2 protein-coding genes are annotated in these 25933 nt (G+C 35.1%); both read right to left on the bottom strand.

Annotated features, from left to right (window positions below):
• Nucleotides 1-14 precede the first annotated feature (14 nt).
• On the bottom strand, nucleotides 15-932 hold the full coding sequence (locus J3359_RS07755; protein WP_208080132.1) for a PorP/SprF family type IX secretion system membrane protein: 918 nt from the start codon (nucleotides 930-932) through the stop codon (nucleotides 15-17).
• 20 nt (nucleotides 933-952) lie between these two features.
• Nucleotides 953-25927 (bottom strand): cadherin-like domain-containing protein, encoded by a 24975-nt coding sequence (locus J3359_RS07760; protein ID WP_208080133.1) that lies wholly within the window; start codon nucleotides 25925-25927, stop codon nucleotides 953-955.
• Between the last annotated feature and the right edge of the window lie 6 nt (nucleotides 25928-25933).

Raw genomic sequence — 25933 nt, forward strand, 5'->3', positions numbered from 1 at the left:
AATTGTTTTATTAACTAGAAGAATCTTGGTGATTTAATTTTATTTCTTTCAAAATCGAAATTAAATAGTACAAATACCTCATGAGATCCTGAATTGTAATTTCCAAGGTTTGTTAAGGTATAATCGTATGCGTAACCTATTCTTAGTGTATTTGAGGCTCTTATGTTAATTAATGCAGATACAGATTCGTCTAATCTATAAGAAAGACCAAATTCTAACTTATCGTATAACAATACATTTCCAGAGAAATCTATGGATAATGGAGAGCCTTCTGCTGCTTTTATCATTGTAGATGGCTTTAATTTAACATCGTTCGATAAATCGAATACATAACCAGATGTAAAGAAAAAGTGATTCGTTTCTGAGGCTCTCGATATCTGTCCTCCTTTTTTATCAAAATGAAACGTTTTTAACAAATTAGGTATTGATAAACCTGCATAAAACTTATTTGTGTAATAAAATGCACCTGCTCCTATATTTGGCATTATTTTATTTGCGTTTTGATTTACAAAGGCTTGGTCTCCTCCATTTACAGTTTCTAAACATGGTAAACAAATATTAAAGAATGTAAAACCCGCTTTTAAACCTAATGCTAACTTTGCATTTTCCCCTACTTTTAACGTGTAGGAAAAGTCTCCATATACATTTTGTTCTTGTACGGGCCCAATTTCGTCTACAATTACAGATAGTCCTAAACCAACATTTTTACCTACTGGCGAATTAATACCCATTGTAAGTGTTCTTGGTGCTCCATCTATACCAACCCATTGAGATCTTCCCAGTAAATTAATACTTAACACATCATATGACCCAGCATAAGCTGGGTTTATGATATTCATGTTGTACATGTACTGTGTGTATTGTGGGTCTTGTTGCGCTTTTGCAGAAACAGTAAATAATATAACTGCAAGTATTACTATAATTTTTTTCATCTCTTTTGCCTTTATCTTAATTATCTGTTTAAATATACCCATCCTGTTATTGGTTTTCTTGATCCATCGTTAAAATATATGATGTAGTAATATGTTCCTACTGGTAATGGTTTACTATCATTTAACGTTAATCTTCCTGTTGAATAACCATTCCACCAATCTGGATTGGTTTTACCTTTGTTTTCGTAATCATATACTTGATTACCCCATCTGTTATAAATCTCTAACTTAAAGTTAGGGTATTTAGATACTGCTGGGATTACAAAAGTATCGTTAACACCATCTCCATTTGGAGAGAACGCATTTGGAACTAAATCGCAATTTGTTACATCTAAATGATCTGGGGTGTTATCTGTATCACAATCTAACATAAACTCGTCTTTTGTAAGAACTCCATCTCCATCATCATCGATATCTAAATAGTTTGGTGTACCATCGTTATCTGTATCATCATTTGTTGGGTCTCCATCTACAAATACAACGTCTTCATCTTTTGTTGGAACTCCATCTCCATCATCATCGATATCTAAATAGTTTGGTATGCCATCGTTATCTGTATCATCGTCTCTAGGATCTCCATTTACATTTACAACGTCTTCGTTTTTCGTTGGAACTCCATCTCCATCGTCATCTGTGTCTTGGAAATCTGGTGTACCATCTTTATCTGTATCTATTGGTGTATAATCTAAATTACCACTTTCTGGTGTATCTTCTACTCCATCAAATAATCCGTTTGAACCTGAACCTGTGTCTGAACCATCGATAATACCATCGTTATCTTGGTCTAGTTCTCCACTTCCTGATTCGATAACATCGTTTACGCCATCTCCATCTGAATCTAAATCTAAATGATCTGGTGTACCATCTCCATCTGTATCTCTATTAAGATCTCCATCTTGTTCTATTAAGTCTGGAATACCATCATTATCGTCATCTAAATCTACATCATCTGGAATACCATCTCCATCATTATCTCCTCTAACAGTTATTGTTACAGTTGCTGTTTTACATACTGCTGGATTTACTGCTGTATTACACACTGTATAATCTACTGTAATTATTTTTCCTTCTTCTGCCAATGTTGGAATATATGTTAACTCTCCTGTTAATGGATTGAAACTTATAAATCCTTTAGCTGTTCCTGTTCCTGCATCTACAATGGTAGTGTTTGAACCTGGAAGATAATCGTCGTTAGTTAATACATTAACGATTGCTGGTACCTCGATAGTTGCTGTTAACACATCTCCTGCCACTGTTGGTACTAATGGATTTGGATCTGTTGTATCTGGATTACCATCATTATCGTCATCTAAATCTGTTACATCTGGAATACCATCTTTATCGTTATCTGTTTGAACTGTAATGGTTACAGTTGCTGTTTTACATACTGCAGGGTTTACTGCTGTGTTACAGACTGTATAATCTACAGTTACAGTTTTTCCTTCTTCTCCAGCTGCTGGTGTATACGTCATTTCTCCTGTTAATGGATCGAATGCTACAAGACCTTTTGCTGTTCCTGTTCCTGCATCTACAATGGTAGTGTTTGTACCTGGTAAGTAATCGTCATTGGTTAAAATGTTTACTTTTCCTAATTGACCTTCTACAACTGTTAATACATCTTCTGTAAGTGTTGGTACTAATGGATTTGGATCTGTTATATCTGGATTACCATCATTATCGTCATCTAAATCTGTTACATCTGGAATACCATCGTTATCATTATCTGTTTGAACTGTAATGGTTACAGTTGCTGTTTTACATACTGCAGGGTTTACTGCTGTGTTACAGACTGTATAATCTACAGTTACAGTTTTTCCTTCTTCTCCAGCTGCTGGTGTATACGTCATTTCTCCTGTTAATGGATCGAATGCTACAAGACCTTTTGCTGTTCCTGTTCCTGCATCTACAATGGTAGTGTTTGTACCTGGTAGGTAATCGTCATTGGTTAAAATGTTTACTTTTCCAGAAACTCCTTCTACAACTGTTAACAAGTCTCCTGCCACTGTTGGCACTAATGGATTTGGATCTGTTGTATCTGGATTTCCATCATTATCGTCATCTAAATCTGTTACGTCTGGAATACCATCTTTATCATTATCTGTTTGAACTGTAATGGTTACAGTTGCTGTTTTACATACTGCAGGGTTTACTGCTGTGTTGCAGACTGTATAATCTACAGTTACAGTTTTTCCTTCTTCTCCAGTTGCTGGTGTATACGTCATTTCTCCTGTTAATGGATCGAATGCTACAAGACCTTTTGCTGTTCCTGTTCCGGCATCTACAATGGTAGTGTTTGATCCTGGAAGATAATCGTCATTGGTTAAGACGTTTACTTTTCCTGATTGACCTTCTACAACTGTTAATACATCTTCTGTAAGTGTTGGAACCAGTGGATTTGGATCTGTTGTATCTGGATTACCATCATTATCGTCATCTAAATCTGTTACATCTGGAATACCATCTTTATCGTTATCTGCTTGAACTGTAATTGTAATTATTGAATTTTTACATACTTCAGGGTTTACTGCTGTATTACAAACTGTATAATCTACGGTTACAATTTTTCCTTCTTCTCCAGGGAAAGATGTGTAAGTAAATTCTCCACTTAATGGATCAAATACTATAAGGCCTTTCGCTGTTCCTGTTCCTGCATCTACGATGGTAGTGTTTGAGCCTGGAAGATAATCGTCATTGATTAAAATGTTTACTTTTCCTGGTACACCTTCTACAACTGTTAGTAGATCTCCTGCTACTGTTGGCAGTAATGGATTTGGATCTGCTGCATCTGGGTTACCATCATTATCGTCATCTGAATCTTTGCTATCTGGAATCTTGTCTCCATCTGTATCTAAATTATCTAAATAATCTGGTGTTCCATCTCCATTGTCATCATCATCTGTAAAGTCTCCATTATTATTGTTGTCCTCTTCTTTTGTTGGAACTCCATCTCCATCGTCATCGACATCTAAATAGTTTGGAGTACCATCTTTATCTGTATCATCGTCTCTTGGATCTCCATTAACTGTAACAACGTCTTCTTCTTTTGTTGGAACTCCATCTCCATCGTCATCTACATCTTGGAAGTCTGGTGTTCCATCTTTATCTGTATCCATTGGAGTATCTTTTGTTACTCCACTTTCTGGTGTTGTTTCAATTAAATCGAATAAACCATTTGAACCAGAACCTGTATCTGAACCATCAATTACTCCATCGTCATTTAAATCTGTTTGACCGAAACCTGATTCTGTTAAGTCATTTACGCCATCTCCATCTGAATCTAAGTCTAAATGATCTGGTGTACCATCTTTATCTGTATCTCTATTAGGATTTCCATTTTGTTCTACTGTGTCTGGAATACCATCATTATCGTCGTCTAAATCTACAGAGTCTGGAATACCATCTCCATCATTATCTTTAATTTCTCTATAGTCAACTTCGTTTGTAGTTGCTGTATTATCGTTATCTGGTAAATCTATTGCTCCGTTATTTTGGTTGTCATTTACATCAAATAATCCTGTTCCTGTATTTACATCGTCGTAAGCATCTAATAAACCATCGTTATCTGCATCGTTATTTGCTGTTGATTTTGTGAAACCTGCTTCTTTTGTATCATCAATTCCATCGTTATCTGAATCTTTATCTAAATAATCTGGAATATTATCTCCATCTGTATCTACAGTTTTTAATCCATCGTTTGTTGCATTATCATAGATATCTGCTAAACCATCATTATCTGCGTCTGCAAATGGATTATTTGGCATTATATATCCAACTGTTGGTTGTGCTTCTACGTTATCTGGAATACCATCGTTATCTGAATCGATATCTTTTTCGTCTGATTTTCCATCTCCATCGCTATCAATTCCATCATTTACAGTAAATACAGGGAATGTACCAGGACCTGAAGGTAATGATGAGCCTGTAGTTTGTGATGCACTTGCTGATGTTGTATTAGATGCATCAAATAAACCATTGATTGCACATCCTGAAAATAATACAGAACCTAAGCTAGTATTCGAAGTTGCTGATAATAATTCCGCAGAGAAACGAATATTAAACGAAGCTGAGTTATAATAACCAAAGAATGTTGCCAATCTTGGTGATAAATCTACTCCTGAATAGGTATCGTCTGGCCCTTGGAAAGTTACTAAACCTGTTGCTGGATTGTCTGTAACATTTAATAATGTTTCATTGTCTACTGCATATAGTCCTGGTCTTGATAAGATTACTGATTCTCTTGCATTTGCGCCATCTATATCATATATAACTCCACTAAATCTGCTAATATTATATAACGTATTTGTATTGTCGTTTACTAAAATGACTTTGAATGCCATTTCTGCTTTATTACCTGTTGGTGTAGGCACTGTGTATTCTGGCTGCCAAGCATCTGGGTTACCTGTTGTAGAATTATCAATGGAGATTAAAGAGGCTCCTCCTTGGATGTCTGTAATTTCAACAATTGCATCTAAAATACCTCCTGTACCTCCAAAACCTGTTACGTCTATTACATCTTCGAAACGATACTTTGCTCCAATTGAACCTGAGCCTGTTACTCCTGTACCTGTAATATAAACTGGGTTTTTAAAGCTTACGTTAGGCAAAATACAATTTGAACTATTTGCATTTCCTGATGGTGTGAATCCTAGAGATTCTACAACATCTATAATACCATCGTTATCGTCATCAATATCAATATTATCTGTAATACCATCTCCATCTGTATCTACTAATACACCAAATGTAACTTTATCTCTAAAATCTACTTCTGCGGTTCCTGGATCTTGATCGTTAGGGAACTTTGTAACATCTTGGTTGTTATTTGATGCTGCTCCAGAATCTGCTGGTCCGTTCGCATTTAAATCAAATGCATCGTCTAAACCATCTTTATCTGTGTCTATTCCAGATGCAACGATTTCTGCTACATTATCTCCATTTGTATCATATGCTTCAACAGTGTCTAATACTCCATCTCCATCTGAATCTGTATCTGTATAATCTGGTGTATCTGTTCCATCTGTATTTACAGGATTACTGATTGGAATACCAGAACCTGGCATTGTTTCGTAAACATCTGCTAAACCGTTACCATCTGTATCTACTCCTGGTGCAATATATCCTGACGTTGCTTGCCATTCGATATTATCTACAATTCCGTCATTATCTGCATCGATATCTAAATAGTTAGGTATTGCATCTGAATCTGAATTTTCTGGAGTGTTAATTGGGCTTCCTGTTACAGAACCACAAGGTGTACAATCTGTATCGTAAGCATCGTCTATACCATCTTTATCTGTATCATTTCCTGATGGAGAGATATAATTTGCAGGGTTTTGGCCTTCAATATTGTCTATAATTCCATCGTTATCTGAATCTATATCTTGATAGTTTGGTACTCCATCTCCATCTGTATCTGGAGTTGTTAATGGTGTAGTTGCAATGTTATCATCTAAACCATCTTTATTCGTATCTGTGAAATTATCTACTTTACCATTTCCATCTGTATCTGTTCCTCCACCTTCTACTAAGTCTGGAATTCCATCATTATCTCCATCTGTATCAAACTGGTCTATAATACCATCTCCATCTGAATCGTATTTATCATCTATACCATCGTTGTTTTTGTCTGTGGTGATGTTATCTGTGTCTTTATAATCTGGAATACCATCGTTATCTGTATCTTTTAAAGGATCGTCTCCTCCATTTTCTACAGTATCTGGAATACCATCATTATCATCATCTAAATCTACAGTATCTATAATACCATCTCCATCATTATCTGATTGAACTGTAACTTTAACTTCTGCAACATTAGAAACTAAACCATCGTTATCTTTTACAGTATAATTTACTTTCGAATCTCCTGTAAATTCTGGCAATGGAGTAAATGTTACATTTCCTAAATTATCTACTGTATAAGTTCCTTCTCCTGAGATTACTAATGGTGTTGTTGAATTCCCTTTATTTGTAGGGTTTTTAGGGTCTATTAATTCTACTGTACTTACATCTACTGTACCATCTGTATCTGTATCATTACCTCCAATTGTTGGTATTGTTACTGGGTTATTTTGAATGGTTGTACTAGAATCGTTTACTGCGACTGGTGCATCGTTTTGACCTGTTACTGTTATATTTAATGTTGTACTTGTATTATTAACTCCATCTGAAACAGTATAAGTAACTTGTGGCACAGCACCTACATAGTCTAATGCTGGTGTGTACGTGTAACTACCATCAGAATTTATTACTAAAGTTCCTTCTGTAATTGTTGCTATTGTTCCAGCTGGATAGCCTGTTCCATTAATTGTGAATTCTAATACAGTTAATAGAGTTCCTTCTACATCTGAATCGTTAGATAAAACTCCGTTTGCAGATGATACCATTAATGGAGTATCTTCTATTGTCGTGTTTATATCTGCAACTGCACTTGGGGTATCGTTTACTGGTGTTACAGTAATACTAATTTTTGCAGGTGTTTTTGTTATCAATCCATCATTATCTTTTACTGTATAATTTATATCTGCAGAACCATTAAAGTTAGGATCTGGTGTAAATGTTACATTTCCAGAATTGTCTACTGTATAAGTTCCTACTCCTGTTACAACTAGAGGTGTATTTGAATTTCCTGTATTTGAAGGATTATTAGGATCAATTAATGTAACAGTAGAAGGGTCTACAGTATTATCATCTGTATCGTTTCCTGTAATGTTAGAAATTGTTACTGGTGTGTCTTCTGCTGTTGTAACAGAATCGTCTACTACAATAGGTGCATCATTTACTCCTGTTACTGTAATATCTAATGTACTTGTTACATTTTCTACACCATCTGTAACTGTATAAGTTACTTGTGGTAGAGTTCCAACATAATCCTTTGCTGGGTTAAATGTGTAACTACCATCTCCATTTACTGTTAAAGAACCTTCAGTTAATGTAACTGTTGCTCCTGCAGTACTTGTAATACCTTTTACAACAAACTGAGTTAATGTTAATGGTGTTCCATCTGGATCTGTATCATTATTAATTAAACCATTTGCAGCAGAAACACTTAATTGTGTGTCTTCTGGTGTTGTATTCATATCTGGGTTTGCTACTGGCGTATCATTAATACCTGTAACTGTTATTGTTAAAGTGCTAGATGCTGTTGCAGTTCCTGTACCGTCTGAAATTGTATAGTTTACAACTGGCACAGAACCATTATAATTTGCTGCTGGCACATATGTATAGCTACCATTTGCGTTTATTGTAATTGTACCTTCTGTAATTGTTGCTGTATCTCCAGGGTTGTAATTTGTTCCTTTAATTTGGAATTTAGTTACTGTTAACGTTTCTCCTGGATTTGCATCTGTATCGTTATTTAATAATCCATTAGCAGTTGCTACTGTTAATGTAACATCTTCTGATGTAAATCTTACATCTGGGTTTGCTATTGGTGGTAGTAATGACTTTGGAACTTTAACAGAAACTGTTGCTGTATCACAAAGTCCATTTCCATCACAAACTTGGTATACAAATACATCTGTACCTGTATTAAAGCCTGGGGTTGGTGTGTATGTAATTGTTCCATCTGCATTTATTGTAACTGTTCCATTTCCTGGTTGTGTTACAATGCTAGAAATTGTTAATGTATTTCCATCTAAATCCTTATCGTTTGGCAAGACTGGTATAATAACTGAAACTCCTGGGTCTGTAGATGAAATATCATCTGTTGCCACTGGTGCATCGTTAACTGGTGTTACTGTTATATCTAATGTACTATTTGCAGTGTTTGTTCCATCGCTTAAAGTATATGATACTGTAGGTACAGTTCCATTATAATTTAATGCTGGTGTAAATGTATAACTACCATTAGAGTTAATTACTAAAGAACCTTCTGTTAAAGTAACAGTGTTTCCTGCAAGATATGTTGTTCCGCCAACTGTAAATCTTGTTACAGTTAATGAATTATTTTCTGGATCTGAATCGTTCTTTAACAATCCGTTTGTAACATTTACTGTAATTGCTACATCTTCTGGTGTAGTATTCGTATCTGCTACTGCAATAGGCACATCATTTATTGGTAAAACAGTAATTTTTAATGTACTTGTTGTTGTATCTGTTCCATCGCTTACTGTGTATGTTACTGTTGGTACAGTTCCATTAAAATTAGCGGTTGGTGTAAATACATAACTACCATTAGATTGTATTGTTAAAACTCCTTCTGTTAAATTAATTGGGCTTCCAACTGTTGCTGGGTTTCCATTTACTGTTAATGCTGTAACTGTTAGAGCATCGTTTTCTATATCAGAATCATTTGTTAAAATACCATTTGCTTGAGATACTGTTAATATTGTATCTTCATTTGTAGTATTCTTATCGGTTACTGCTATTGGTGGATCGTTAACTGGTACTACAGCAATTGTTAAGGATGCTGGTGTCGTTGTTGTTCCATCAGAAACATTATAGGTGATTGGAGGTACTGAACCAAAGTAATTTAACGCTGATGTAAATGTGTAACTACCATCTGTATTAATTTTTAATGTTCCTTGCGTTAAGTTGGCAGACTGACCAGCATTGTAGGTTTTACCATCGACAATATATGTTGAAATTGATAAAGGATCTCCATCTGTATCTGAATCATTAATTAATAATCCTGTTGCTGTTGACTCTGTATAAGGAATATCTTCAAAAATTAAGTTTGTTGTTGTTTCATTTGCAACTATTGGTGCATCATTTACAGCTGTTACTGTAATACCAATTTTTGCAACATTAGATGTTAATGGTGTTGTTGGATCGTTATCTTTAACTGTATAGTTTACATTTGCAGAACCATTGTAATTTGGTACTGGTTTAAATGTTACATTTCCTAAGTTATCTACTGTATATGTTCCAACTCCTGGAATAACTAATGGTGTTGTAGTATTTCCTGTGTTAGAAGGGGTTTTAGGATCGATTAAAGTTACAGTTGCTGGATTAATACCAGAATCGTCTGTATCATTTCCTCCAATAGTTGCTACTAGTAGATTTGTATCTTCATTTGTTGTATTTCCTAAATCGTCTACTGCTAATGGTGCATCATTTACTGAACTTACAGTAATATCTAATTCTCCTACAACTGTATCTGTACCATCTGTAACATTATAAGTTACTTTTGGAATTGCTCCATTAAAGTCTTCATTAGGAGTAAATATATAACTACCATCTGAATTCATTTTTAATGTTCCGTTATTTAATACTGCAGTATTTCCTGCATTATAAGTAGTTCCTTCTGCTACAAATGTTGAAATTGTTAATGGGTCTCCATCTGGATCTGAGTCGTTATTTAATAATCCATTCGCAGTTGATACTACTAACTGGGTATCTTCTGGAGTTGTATTTGTTTCATTTTGAACTACTGGAACATCATTTACAGAAGTTACTGTAATTTCAATCGTTGCAACGTTAGATGTTAATGGTGTTGTTGGATCGTTATCTTTAACTGTATAATTTACGTTTGCTGAACCATTATAATTTGGTATTGGCTTAAATGTTACGTTTCCTAAATTATCTACTGTATATGTTCCAACTCCTGGAATAATTAATGGTGTTCCTGTTTTTCCTGTGTTTGAAGGATTCTTTGGATCTATTAATGTTACTGTTGCAACATCTATTCCAACATCATCTGTATCATTCCCTACTATTGTTGCTACAATTTTATCAGTATCTTCATTCGTAATGTTTCCTGAATCGTTTACTGCTATTGGAGCATCATTAATTGGAGTAACTGTAATGTCTAAAGTTCCAGCAATTGGTGTTACTACTTTACCATCTGTAACATTATAGGTTACTTGAGGTACAGTTCCATTAAAGTTAGATGCTGGTGTAAATACATAACCTCCATCTGCAAATAATTTTAATGTACCTTCTGTTAAAGTTGCGGTTGTCCCTGCATTGTATACAGTTGCATCTCCATTAATAGTGAAAGTCGTAATTGTTAATGGATCTCCATCTACATCTGTATCGTTATTCAATAACCTGTCTGTACTTGTTCCAGAAACTACTAATTGTGTATCTTCTGCTGTTGTGTCTGTTTCGTTTTGAACTACTGGAATATCGTTTACAGAGGTAACCGTAATTGCTATTGTTGCAACATTAGATGTTAATGGTGTTGTTGGATCGTTATCCTTAACTGTATAATTTACATTTGCTGGACCATTATAATTTTCTGTTGGATTAAAAGTTACATTTCCTAAATTGTCTACAGTATATGTTCCAACTCCTGTAATTACTAAAGGTGTTCCTGTTTTTCCTGTATTTGCTGGATTGCTTGGGTCTATTAATGTTATTGTTGCAACATCTACTGCTCCATCATCTGTATCATTAGTTCCAATTGTTGTTACAATTTTGTCTGTATCTTCATTCGTTGTGTTTCCTAAATCGTCTACTGCAACTGGAGCATCATTTACTCCTGTTACTGAAATATCTAAAGTACTTGTAACAGTATCTATTATACCATCTGTAATTGTATAAGTTACTTGTGGTAAATTGGCTGTTGAGTCTGGTGCAGGTACAAATGTGTAACTACCATCTGAACTTATTGTTAATGAACCTTCTGGTAAATTAACTGCTACTCCAACTGCATAAGTTGTAGCACCAATTTTAAATTCTTTAACTGAAAGTGCATCTCCATCTATATCTGTATCGTTGTCTAACAATCCATTTGCTGTATTAACTGTTAATGTAGTATCCTCTAAAGTAGTTTTTACATCTGGATTTGCAACTGGTGTATCGTTAATTGGATTTACAGTAATAGTTAATGTACTACTTGCATTTGGTGTTCCTTGACTATCTGTAATTGTATAATTTACTGCTGGTACAACTCCATTAAAGTTTGGTTTTGGCACGAAAACATATCCTCCACCTGCATTAATTGTTAAGTCTCCTTCTGTAAGATTTGCAGTATCTCCTGCATTATAAATCGTTCCTGCTGCTACAAATTGTATTACAGTTATAGGGTCTAAATTTGCATCTGTATCGTTTTTAATTAAACTCTTCGCATTTCCATTAGCAACTGTTAAAGTTACTTCTTCATCTGTTACATTCGTATCTGGGTTTGCTACTGGAGAGAATGCAGATTGTGGTACTGTAATTGTTACCACTGCTGTATCTAACCCTCCATTTCCATCAGATATCTGATAAGTGAAAGTATCTGTTCCGTTATTAAACCCTGCTTGAGGTGTATATCTCACCACATCATCTGAAGTATCTCCAGGTGTTCCATTATCATTAATTACAGCTGTTCCTTTTGTAGGACCTACAGTAATTGTACTAATGGACAACATATCTCCATCTAAATCTGAATCATTTGTTAATACTGGAATGTTAACTGCAACACCTGGGTCTGTAGCTGAAGTATCATCAACAGCTACTGGGTTATCGTTAACTGGAGTAACTGTAATTTTTAATGTACTGTTTGCTGTGTTAGAACCATCTGTTACTGTATAAGTAATTGTTGGTACAGTTCCATTAAAATTTAATACTGGAGTGTAATTGTAACTTCCATCAGCATTTAATTTAATAGTTCCTGAAGGGATGGTTGCTGTTTGACCAGCATTGTATGTTGTTCCTCCAACTGTAAATTTAGATACAGTAACTGTATCTCCATCTATATCTGTATCATTACTTAAAACTCCAGATGCTGCATTCACAGAAAGTGCAGTATCTTCTGGTGTTGTATTTGTATCTACAACTAGCGTTGGTGTATCGTTAGTTGGTGTTACTGTAATAATTAATGTTGCTGTTGCTACGTCTGTTGTTCCGTCTGAAACTGTGTATGTAATTGTTGGTACAGTTCCATTAAAGTTTGCTGTTGGTACAAATACGTATCCACCATCTGTATTTACAGTAATCGTTCCTTCTGTAATTGTAGTTGGATTTCCTGCTGTAACAGTTGTTCCACCTACTTCGAATTGCGATACTGTTATTGTATTTCCATCGATATCTGAATCGTTCTTTAAAACACCATTTGCTCCTGTAACTGTTAATGTTACGTCTTCTGGAGTTGTGTTTGTATCTGCAACTGCTGTTGGAGCATCATTAATAGGATTTATTGTAAGTGTTAATGTGCTATTTGCAGTACTAGAACCGTCTGAAATTGTATAATTTACAACTGGTACAGCTCCATTATAATTTAATGCTGGGGTAAATGAATAACTACCATCTGCATTTACTTTTATAACTCCTTCAGTAATTGTTGCAGATGTTCCTGCAGTGTACACTGTTCCGTTAATTGTAAATTTGGTTACAGAAATTGCATTTCCTTCAGGATCTGAATCGTTATTTAATAATCCTGTTGCAGCTGGTACATTTAAAGTTACATCTTCATTTGTAGAATTTGTATCTGGTGTTGCAACTGGTGCATCGTTAACTGGTGTTACAGTAATATCTAATGTTGTTGTAGCTGTTAAAGAACCATCTGTAATTGTATATGTTACTTGTGGTACAGCTCCATTAAAGTTATTTGCTGGCACATATGTATAACCTCCATTAGAATCTAATTTTATAGTTCCTGCAGCTGTTGTTGCTGTTTCTCCTGCTAAATAAGAATTTCCTCCTACTTCGAAACCTGTTACATTAATTGCATTACCATCTAAATCTGAATCATTTTTAAGAACTCCATTTGCTGGTGCAACTGTTAACGTAACGTCTTCTGTAGTTGTGTTTGTATCTGCAACAGCTGTTGGTGCATCATTTACTGCATTTACAGTTAATTTTAATGTACTGTTCGCTGTATTTGTACCATCTGTAATTGTATAATTAATTACAGGAACTGGTCCGTTATAATTTGTTGCTGGTGTAAATGTGTAACTACCATCAGAATTAATTTTTATAACTCCTTCTGTAATTGTAGCTGTTGTTCCTACTGTAAAAGTGTTTCCACCAACTGTAAATTGTGTAACTGTTAATGGATCGTTTTCTGGATCTGTATCGTTCTTTAACAATCCGTTTGTAGCTGTAACATTTAATGGTGTGTCTTCGTTTGTAGAATTTATATCTGTTAATGCTACTGGCGAATCGTTTACTGGTGTTACAGTAAGGTTTAATGTAGATGTTGCTGTATCTGTACCATCTGTTGCTGTATAAATAACTTGTGGATAAGACCCATTAAAGTTTGGTGCTGGTTTGAATACATAACCTCCATCTGCATTTAACTTTAAAGTACCTTCTGTTAAAGTAGCTGTAGCTCCTGCTGTGAAATCTGTTCCACTAACTGTAAATTTAGTTACAGAAATTGTATTGTTCTCTTTATCTGTATCGTTTTTAAGAACTCCATTTGCTGCTGTTACTGTTAACTGTGTATCTTCTATAGTTGTATTTGTATCTGCAACTAAATCTGGTGCATCGTTCACTGGAGTTACTGTAATTTTTAATGTTGTATTGGATGTATTTGTACCATCTGAAACTATGTATGTTATGGTTGGAACTGTTCCATTAAAATTTGCTGCTGGTGTAAATGAATAACTACCATCTGAATTTAATTTAAGTGAACCTTCTGTTAATGGTACAGTATCTCCTGCATTATAAGTTGTTCCTCCAACTGTAAATTTAGTTACTGTTAAACCATCCATATCTATATCGGAATCATTTTTAAGAACTCCATTTGCAGCTGTTACTGTTAAGGTAACATCCTCTGCAACAGTGTTTGTATCTGGCACTGCTGTTGGAGCATCGTTAATTGGATTCACTTTAATATCTAAAGTACTTGTTGCAGATAAATTACCATCTGAAACTGTATAAGTAACTTGAGGCACATCTCCATTGAAGTTTAAAGCTGGTTGAAAAGTATAACTACCATCTGCATTTATTTTTAATGTTCCTTCTGTTAATACTACATCTATTCCAATAGTTCTTGTTGCGCCATTTACAGTATAACCTGTTACTGTTAATGGATCGTTGTCTACATCTAAATCGTTTGTAAGAATTCCATTTACAGCTGTAACTGTTAATAAAATATCTTCGTTTGTTGTGTTGGTATCTGGACTAGCAACTGGTCTATCGTTAACTGGGTTTACTTTAATATCTAAAGTAGCTGTTGTAGTTGTTGTTCCGTCTGAAACTGTATACGTAACTTGAGGAATGTCTCCATTGAAATCTCCTGCTGGAGTAAATGTATAACTACCATCTGATTTTACGACTAAAGTTCCTTCTGTAATTGTTGCTGTAGTTCCTGCTGGATATGAAGTTCCTCCAATAGTAATTTGAGTTACTGTTAATGGATTACCATCTATATCTGTATCGTTCTTAAGAACTCCATTTGCTGCTGTAACTGTTAAAGTAGCTTCTTCATCTACAGTATTTGTATCTGCTACTGCAACTGGAACATCGTTTGTAGGCGTAATTGTAATACCAATAGTTCCTTGATTTAATGAAGTAACTCCATCATTATCTTTGATAGTATATTTAATATTTGCTGAACCATTAAAGTTTGCAACTGGAGTAAATACTACATCTCCATTTGCATTTACAGTGTATGTTCCTACTCCAGAAATTACTAATGGTGTACTAGAGTTTCCAAAGTTTGATGGATTATTAGGATCTATTAATCTTACTGTTGATGGATCTATTGTTCCATCGTCTGTATCGTTTGTTCCAATTGCTGTAATTGTTACAGGATTGTCTTCATTAGCAACATTTCCTAAATTATCTACTGCTACTGGTGGATCGTTAACTGGTGTTACAGAAATGTTTAATGTTGCATCTACATCTACTGTTCCATCCGTCATTGTATAAGTTACTTCTGGTACATTTCCATTAAAATCTTTTGCTGGGGTAAATGTATAACTACCATCTGATAATAATGTAAATACTCCTTCTGTTAAAGTAACTGCTGTACCAGCTGTAACAGTTGTTCCATTAATTTTAAATTCTTTAACGCTTATTGCATCTCCATCTAAATCGGAATCGTTTTTAAGAACACCATTTGCTGCTGAAACTGTTAATTTAATGTCTTCTGCTGTTGAATTGGTATCGGCTACTGCTACTGGAGTATCGTTTGTAGGATTTACAGTAATATTTAAAGTACTTGTATCGTCTGTTGTTAAACCAGAACTATCTGTAACTGTATAAGTAATTTCTGGAATTGCTCCATTAAAGTTTGCTACTGGTATAAACTCGTAACTACCATCTTCGTTAATTTTTATTGAACCAACATTTGGAATACTTGTAACTGTTCCTAATGTTTTTGTTCCTGGAATGCCTGCAATTGTATAGTTTACTACTTTTAAAGCGTCTAAATTTCCATCTGTATCATTCTTAAGAATTCCATTTGCTGCTGTAACTGTTAGAGTAGTATCCTCATTTACTGAATTCGTATCTGGATTTGCAACTGGTGGGAAAGGTGAAATTGGCACTGTAACATTTACAACTGCTGTATCTGTTCCTCCATTTCCATCTGAAATCTCGTATGTAAAACTATCTGTACCATTATTAAAACCTGCATTTGGAGTGTACTTTATTGTTCCATTAGAATTAATAGTTGCTGTTCCATTTGAAGGTTGTGCAGTAATGCTACTTACTGTAATTACGTCTCCATCTAAGTCATTATCATTCGTTAAAACTGGAATATCTATAGCAACTCCTGGATCTGTACCTGTTGTATCGTTTGTTGCAACTGGATTATCATTTACTGGGCTTACTGTAACATTTAATTTTGCATTACCTGTGTTTGTACCATCGCTTATTGTGTAAGTAATCTCTGGTACGTTTCCATTAAAATCGGCAACTGGTACAAAACTGTAACTACCATCTGTATTTATAGTGATGGTTCCAACATTTGGTATTGCTCTTACTCCTGGTGTGGTTGGAGTTACTGCTACTGTGGTTCCTCCAACTACAAATTGAGTTACATTTAAAGCGTCTCCATCTACATCTGAATCATTTTTATCGATTAATCCATTTGCTTTTGCTACTGTTAAAGTAGTGTCTTCATTTACAGTGGCTGTATCATCTACTGCTACTGGTGCATCGTTTTGTGGTACAATTGTTATTGTTAATGTGCTTGTTTGTGGTGAGACCCCATCTGTCGCTGTATATGTAATTACTGGAACTGCCCCTACATAATCTTTGGCTGGTGCAAAAACATAACCTCCATCTGCATTCATTTGAAAAGTTCCTACATTTGGAATCGTAACTGCTGGATCGCCTGCGTTTGTACTTCCTGAAACTCCTGCAATTGTAAAGCTTGAAACTGTTAAAGTCGTTCCTGCATCTACATCTGTATCGTTCTTTAATACTCCATTTGCGCCTGTTACTGTTAAAGTAACATCTTCATTTGTAGAATTTGTGTCTGCTGCCAATACTGGATTGTCGTTTACAGCAGTAACTGTAATGTTTAATTTTGCATTGTCGGTATTTGTTCCATCACTTATTGTATAAGTAATCTCTGGTACGTTTCCATTAAAATTGGTAAATGGTACAAAACTGTAACTACCATCTGTATTTATTGTGATGGTTCCAACATTTGGTATTGCTCTTACTCCTGGTGTGGTTGGGCTTACTGTTATTGTAGTTCCATCGACTACAAATTGAGTTACATTTAATGTGTCGCCATCTACATCTTCATCATTAACATCTATTAAACCGTTTGATTTTGAAACTGTTAAAGTAGTATCTTCATCTATTGATTTTGTGTCTGGTCTGGCAACTGGTGCATCATTTACAGGATTTACAGTTATATTTAATGTTGAGTTTACGATGTTTGGTCCATCAGTTATTCTATACGTTATTGTTGGTACATTACCATTGAAATTTAAAAGAGGTATAAAATTATAACTTCCATCTGAACTAATAGTAATCCTTCCTACACCCGAAATTATATTGTTTTTTGTTTCTCCTTGATTTAATGTTGTTGAGCTTCCTCCATCAATTATAAATTGCATAACTCTTAAAATGTCGCCATCTACATCTTCATCATTTGCATCTATTAAACCATCTGCTTTTGCAACTATTAAAACGGTATCTTCATTTATTGATTTTGTGTCTGGTCTTGCAATTGGTACATCATTTACAGGATTTACAGTAATATTTAATTTTGCATTGCCTGTGTTTGTACCATCACTTATTGTATAAGTAATCTCTGGTACGTTTCCATTAAAATCGGCAACTGGTACAAAACTGTAACTACCATCTGTATTTATAGTGATGGTTCCAACATTTGGTATTGTTCTTACTCCTGGTGTGGTTGGAGTTACTGCTACTGTAGTTCCTGCTACTACAAATTGAGTTACATTTAAAGCGTCTCCATCTACATCTGAATCATTTTTATCGATTAATCCATTTGCTTTTGCTACTGTTAAAGTAGTGTCTTCATTTACGGAACCTGTATCATTTACTGCTACTGGTGCATCGTTTTGTGGTACAATCGTTATTGTTAATGTGCTTGTTTTTGGTGAGGCCCCATCTGTGGCTGTATATGTAATTACTGGAACTTCCCCTACATAATCTTTTGCTGGTGCAAAAACATAACCTCCATCTGCATTCATTTGGAAAGTTCCTACATTTGGAATTGTTACTGCTGGATCGCCTGCGTTTGTACTTCCTACAATTACTGGAATTGTAAAGCTTGAAACTGTTAAGGTTGTTCCTGCATCTACATCTGTATCATTCTTTAATACTCCATTTGCGCCTGTTACTGTTAAGGTAACATCTTCATTTGTAGAATTTGTGTCTGCTACTAATACTGGATCGTCGTTTACTGGAGTAACTGTAATGTTTAATTTCGCATTGTTGGTATTTGTTCCATCACTTATGGTATAAGTAATCTCTGGTACAACTCCATTAAAATCGGCAACTGGTACAAAACTGTAACTACCATCTGTATTTACAGTAATGCTTCCAACATTTGGTATTGCTCTTACTCCTGGTGTGGTTGGGGTTACTGTTACTCTGGTTCCACCAACTACAAATTGAGTTACATTTAAAGCGTCTCCATCTACATCTGAATCATTTTTATCGATTAATCCATCTGCTTTTGCTACTGTTAAAGTAGTGTCTTCGTTTACAGTTCCTGTATCATTTACTGCTACTGGTGAATCGTTTACTGCATTTATTGTAATAATCTGATTTGCAATGTCTGTTCTCCCTGTTCTATTACTAGTAATAGTGTAAGGAAAAGTAGAGCTTCCATTATAATTAGCTGTTGGCGTAAATATTAATTCACCTGTAACTGTTCTATTTACAACTCCATTTGGAACTGTAATAGTTTGTACTGAAACTAATGGGGTTCCGTTGATGTTTGTAATTCTAAATGCATCTCCATCGACATTACTATCACCCGTTAATGGGAATAAAGTAACTGAGGTATCTTCATCTGTAGTATAATAGTCGTCTACTGCATCTGGATTATCATTTACTGGGCTTATTGTAATATCTAAAGTTGAGTTTACAGAATTTATTCCATCACTTACTGTATAGGTAACTTGAGGTACAGTTCCGTTAAAGTTTGCAACTGGTACAAAAGTATAACTACCATCTTTATTTACTGTTAATGTTCCTTTTCCTGCAATTGTTGTGCTACCTCCTGAAGTAGGATCTACAGTAACTGTAGTTCCACCCACTACAAATTTCGTAACGCTTAATGGATTTGCATCTACATCTGAATCGTTCTTTAATAAACCATCTGCTGTTGCTACATTTAAAGTAACATCTTCTGGAGATGTTACTGAATCTGGTTGTGCAACTGGTGCATCATTTACAGGTGTTACTGTAATATCTAATGTTGCTTGGTTAGAAACCAATCCATCATTATCTTTTATTGTATATTTTATATCTGCAGAACCATTAAAGTTTTCTGAAAAAGGTGTAAAAGTAACAGTTCCTGATTCTGATCCATTTACGCTATATGTTCCAACATTTGCAATTACTAATGGCACCCCTATTTTTCCTGTATTAGAAGGGTTACTTGGGTCTATTAAAGTAATGGTTGTTGAATCTATTGTTCCATCTACATCTGTATCATTTGCTCCAATACTTGTTATTGTTTGAGCAGCTCCTTCTAAACCTGTGGAAGAATCGTTATTTGCCACTGGCGCATCATTAACATCTGTAACAGCAATATCTATATTTGCTTGATTTGAAGTATTATTACTACTATCTTTAATAGTGTACTTTATATCTGCATCTCCATTGAAATTTAAAACTGGTGTAAACTTCACGTTTCCTAATGGATCAACTGTATATGAACCTACATTAGCGATTACTAAAGGTGTTCCTGTTTTTCCTGTATTTGATGCATTATTTGGATCGATTAACGTAATTGTTGATGCATCTGGTGTTGTGTCTTCTACATCTGTATCGTTTGCAGCAATTGTTGGGATTGTAATTGCAACGTCTTCATTTGTTGTAAAAGGATTTGTTCCATCTTGGTCGTCTACTGCAACTGGTGGGTTATTACTAACCGTTAATGTTGCTGGTGGTGTTGATGGAATATCACAAGCATAATCTGTTTTAGAAACAACTACTTGGTATTTATATCCGTTTTGTGTAGTTGTTAAATTAGAGATTGTTAACTCGTTTGTGGTTGCTCCTGAATAAATACCTCCATCTGTAATGTTTGTAAAGGTTGTTCCACCATCTGTACTTTGTTGCCATTGGAAAACAGAACCTGTAGAAACCACTTTAAATTTAGCTGAACCAGCAATAAAACCTGTTTGGTCTGATGGTTGTGTACTTATTACAACTGGTGATCCTGCTGTAACTTTATTTGTTTTGTTTGGTTCTGCAAGAGTAGCTGTATAGGTGTGCCCTGATACTCTTCCGTTTGTTTCATAACCTGTACCAGCAACTTCGCCAGATTTTGTTGTGCTCTTTGTATAGCCTGCTTCTGTAACATCTGGACAAGAATCGTTGTCTGAATCTGTATCTTGATGATCTGGTTTACCATCATTATCTGTATCAAAAGTATCTACAATACCATCGTTATTGGTATCGTTCGCTGGAGTTACATCTTTGTAATTTGGAATACCATCATTATCTGAATCTGCATCTGGATTTACTCCACCTGGAGTTTCTGCAATGTCTAAAATCCCATCATTATCGTCATCTTCGTCTATAGCATCTGCAACACCATCTTTATCTGCATCTAAAATATCTCTAAAATCTACATCTCCTCCTGAAGCTAAATCGTTGTCTTCATCTAAAGTATTTGTTTGATTTCCATTAACATCTGTATAATTATCTGCGGTTTCTACTGTATTGTCTAAACCATTTGTTCCAACAGTTCCGTTTGTAGTTCCATTGTTATTTGTGTCTTTAGAAAGATTTCCAAACTCTATAATGTCATTAATTAAATCATTATCTGAATCTAAATCTAAATAATCTGGATTGTCTGTACCATCTGTATTTACTGGAATGATTGCTGTTCCAGAATTTGTTGTATCGTAAGCATCATCTAAACCATCTTTATCTGTATCTGTAAAAGTTGCAGAAGGTGCTATATAACCAGCGGTTGTTTGTGCTTCAATATTATCTGGAATTGTGTCGTTGTCTGAATCTAAATCTAAATAATTTGGAATCGTATCTGTATCGCTATTTGTAATTGGTAATTTTGTACCAGCAGTAAAGCCAGAACTACCACTAGCATCTTGATCTACTGGATCTACTGCATCTGCCAAACCATCTGAATCTGCATCATTTGCAGTACCTGCACCAATATGTCCATCTCCATCAGGATCTGTACCTCCAGCTTCAATTGCATCTACAATACCATCGTTGTCTGAATCAATATCAATAAAATCTTCAATTGTATCTCCATCTGTGTCTGGAATTGCTAAATTAGAAGTTTCAGCTATACCAGCAACAACTGTATCTGTAGAAACATCTAAAGGAATACCTTTTGTGTTTACATCTGTACTAGTTAAAGTTCCTGTTCCTGGTTGTCCATTTCCATCAGGGTCGTTTGTACCACCTGCTTCTGCGTAATCTGGAATACCATCGTTATCTGAATCTAAATCGAAATAATTTGGAATACCATCTCCATCTGAATCAGAAACTCCTGTTCTTGGATTATTATCTCCATCTAGATTTAAATCTTCATCTGTATCTAATATTCCATCATTATCGTCATCTAAATCTACAATATCATTAATTCCATCTCCATCATTATCTTGAGCTGATGCTTCTCTCCAATCTCTATTTCCACCTGGTGCTGCAGGATCATCATCTGGATGTGTTTGAGGAGTTTGCCCTCCATTTGTTGCGTTATTTGCTGTTGATGTACCTGTAAGAACCTCATCAAAATCGTCATGTAAACCATCTCCATCTACATCTACAAATTTTACAGGATCTACGATTCCGTTTGCGTCTGTATCTAAATTATTAGTAAGAACTATTGCTTTGTAAAATCCTTCATTAATATCAAAAATACCATCATTCTCTACATCTGTATCTGCGTAATCTGGTGCAGAACCTCCGTCTATATTTGTATAACCAACTGCCACACCTGCAGAATCTACATCATAAGCATCATCTATACCATCGTTATCTGCATCCGTTCCTTTTGGAGCTACGTAAGACGCAGTTGCCTGACCTTCGATATTATCTATAATTCCATCATTATCAATATCGATATCTAAGTAGTTTTTTACACCATCTCCATCTCTGTCTTTGTTGAAACCAAAACTTCCTAAAATATTTCCTGCAGCATCTGGATCGTTTGTATCTGCAAGACCATCTTTGTCTGCATCTGCAGGTTTTCCAGTGCCCACAATACCATTGTTGTCTCCATCTATAACTTGGAAGTTTCCTTCAAATGTATCTGGTAGACCATCTCCATCTGAATCTAAGTCTAAATAGTTAGGAATGGCATCAGCATCTGAATTTAAGAAAGTTGGAAATGTTGCTAGTGTTGGAGCTGATATTCTATCGTCCCAACCATTATTATCTACATCTACAAAACCATCTATAATACCATCATTTGTAGTGTCGTTAAAAGTTGCGTTATTTGAAAATGCTTCTTCTGTATCTGAAATACCATCATTATCTGAATCTCTATCTAATGAGTTAATTAATGTTGATACAATATCTGAAGAGGCATCTGTATTTCTTGGAGCTGTTGCTACAATACCACTTTCTGGTGTCGTTTCTAAAGCATTTCCAAATCCATTTGCACCTACCAATGCTGGTGTTGCTGAAGCATCTGCAATACCATCGTTATTCGCATCTGTATAACCTGCTTCTAAAACATCTGGAATTGCATCGTTATCTGAATCTAAATCTAAATGGTTTGGAATTCCATCGCCATCGAAATCGAACTGTGCTGTACCTCCAGGGAAATCTGCATCTAAATAATTTAGTATTCCATCTCCATCTGCATCTGCAGTTGGGTCTGTTCCTTGTCCTTCAACAACATCTAAAATACCATCGTTGTCTGAATCTAAATCTATTTTATCTGCTACTCCATCATTATCTGAATCTGGGTCTATTGTAATTGTTAATGTTGTTGAAACAATTGCTGGTGCAGTTGCATCATCGTCTGTTGCAGAATATGTTGCTACTGGTACTGCTCCTGTATAATTTGCTTCTGGAACAAATTCGTAGCTACCATTTGCATTAATTTTTAATGTACCAACCCCTACAATTGTAGCTGTGTTGGTAGCTGTTTTAGTTGCTGTATTATCTGCTGTATAAACTGTTGTACTTCCTGCTATTGTAAAACTTACAACTCTTAGAGTTGTTCCTGTATCTACATCAGTATCATTACTTAAAACTCCATTTGGTACTGCAACTGTTAAAGTTGTATTTTCTGTTGTTGAATTTACATCTGCAACTAAAGTAGGTGCATCATTTACTGGTGTAATTGTAAAGCCTAAAGTTGCTTGGTTTGAAGCAAAACCACTATTATCTTTAATTGTGTACTTAATATCTGCACTTCCATTAAAGTTTGCTTCTGGTGTAAAAACCACAGTCCCTGCAGCATCTACTGTATAAGTTCCTTTTCCTGTAATTACTAATGGTGTTCCTGTTTTACCAGTGTTCGCAGCATTTGTTGGATCTATTAAAGTTATTGTTGATGGAACTACATTTCCATCTTCATCTGTATCATTTCCACCAATTGTTGTTAATGTTATTGGATTGTCTTCTAAAGCTGTTCCAGATTCGCCAACTGCAACTGGTAAATCGTTTACTGCATTAACTGTAATATCTCCAGTTCCTGTTACTGCTGGTGCAATACCATCTGAAACTGTATATGTAAAATCTCCTGGGTCTGCAGCACCATCGTAACTTGTTGGTGCATCGTATTTTAAACCCGCAACTTCTGCTGGAGTTAAAGTAGCTCCATTTGTTACTACTGTATTGTCTGCTTTTTTAACAATTCCTAAAGTTGGTAAACCTGTAACTGTAATTGTTAGTGTGTTTCCATCTGGATCTGTTGGAGCTGTTAGCCCTAAAGATGTTCCTGTACTTTCTTCGTCTACTGTAATTGCATTACTACTTGCAACTGGCGGATCGTTTGTAAATGTTGTTAATGTTCCTGCACTTGAGGTAACTGGACAAACATAATCTGCTTTAGAAACAATTACTCTAAACTTACTATTGTTTTGTGCGGCTGTTACTCCTGTAATTGTTAATGTATTTGTTGTTGCTCCACTGTAAACGCCTCCATTTAAAATAGTATTATATGTAGTACCTCCATCTGTACTTGATTCCCATTTAAAAACTGTACCATCTGTAGTTACTGGAAAAGTAGTTGTTCCGCCAACAATTATATTTCTATTTGGTGGTTGTGCTGTTATTGTGGGTGGTGTTCCTGCTGATGAAACGTTAGAATTTGTTCCTGTATATGCTGTGGTAACTCCTGTTACTTTACCATCTGTAGCATTGTAACCTGTTCCACTAACTTCTCCTGCTTTTGTAGCACTTTCTTTATGACCTGCTTCAATAACATCGTTACAACCATCGCCATCTGAATCTGTATCGAATTGGTCTATTTTTCCATCTTGATCGATATCGTATTTATCTGCGATATTATCTCCATTACCATCTACAAATCCTGGTAAAGCTGGGTCTTTATAATCTAAAACTCCATTATTATTTACATCTACAAATGGATCTCCACTTGTAGCATTTTCTGCGGTGTCTAAAATTCCATCATTATCATCATCTAAGTCACAACCATCTGCTACTCCATCGTTATCATTATCTGCATTATCGTCGAAACCATTACATTTGTCAACTGAATCTAAAACTCCATCTTTGTCTGTGTCTCCATCTACTTTAACTTTTACAGTTGCAGTATCACAATTTGTTGTATTTGCTTTTTCACAAATTTTATAGGTAATTGTATAGGTTCCTGTTGCAGAATTGGCTGGTACACTAATATTTCCATTTGCATCTACAGTAACTCCTGTTAAACCTCCATTATTTTCTATTGTAATATTAATGGCTGTATCTGTAACAGCAACACTATTTAATAAATCGTTTGTTGTTATATCACCAGATGATGGGTTTCCTGTAATACCATTAATTGCTGTTGCCGAAAAGTCATCATTTACAGCATCTATATCGTTTATTGCAATTACACTTGCAAAAGAAATATCGTCTTCATGTACATTTTCTGTATGTGTAAAAGTTGGAGCTGTTGGCAACTCTGTAGCGTTTAAAGAGAATGTATTCTCTACTTTTGTAGCTGTAATATTTGCTGCTGTAACTGTGTGTGTTCCTTTATAAATCCAACATTCGTTTGGGTCTAAAATAGAATTATTATTTATGTCTCCACCACTTTGCAGAGTCATTGTTGTTCCTAAAGAAGAAGTAAATGTTACTGCATTTAGTGCTGTACCACCAGAATTAATAACAGATGCTGTATACTCTATGGTATCTCCAGCATCATCACTACCATTTGGTGTTGTTGCATTTACAATAATTTTTACACCTTGGGCGTAAGAAAAACTCGATAAAAGCCCAATTATTAAAACAAGTAAAAGTTTTCTTGCCTTTTTCTGGACTTTTCCATTTAAGTTGAAAATTGTGTACATTTTTTTCATCTTTAT

The organism is Polaribacter cellanae, from assembly GCF_017569185.1.
GTDB lineage: Bacteria > Bacteroidota > Bacteroidia > Flavobacteriales > Flavobacteriaceae > Polaribacter > Polaribacter cellanae.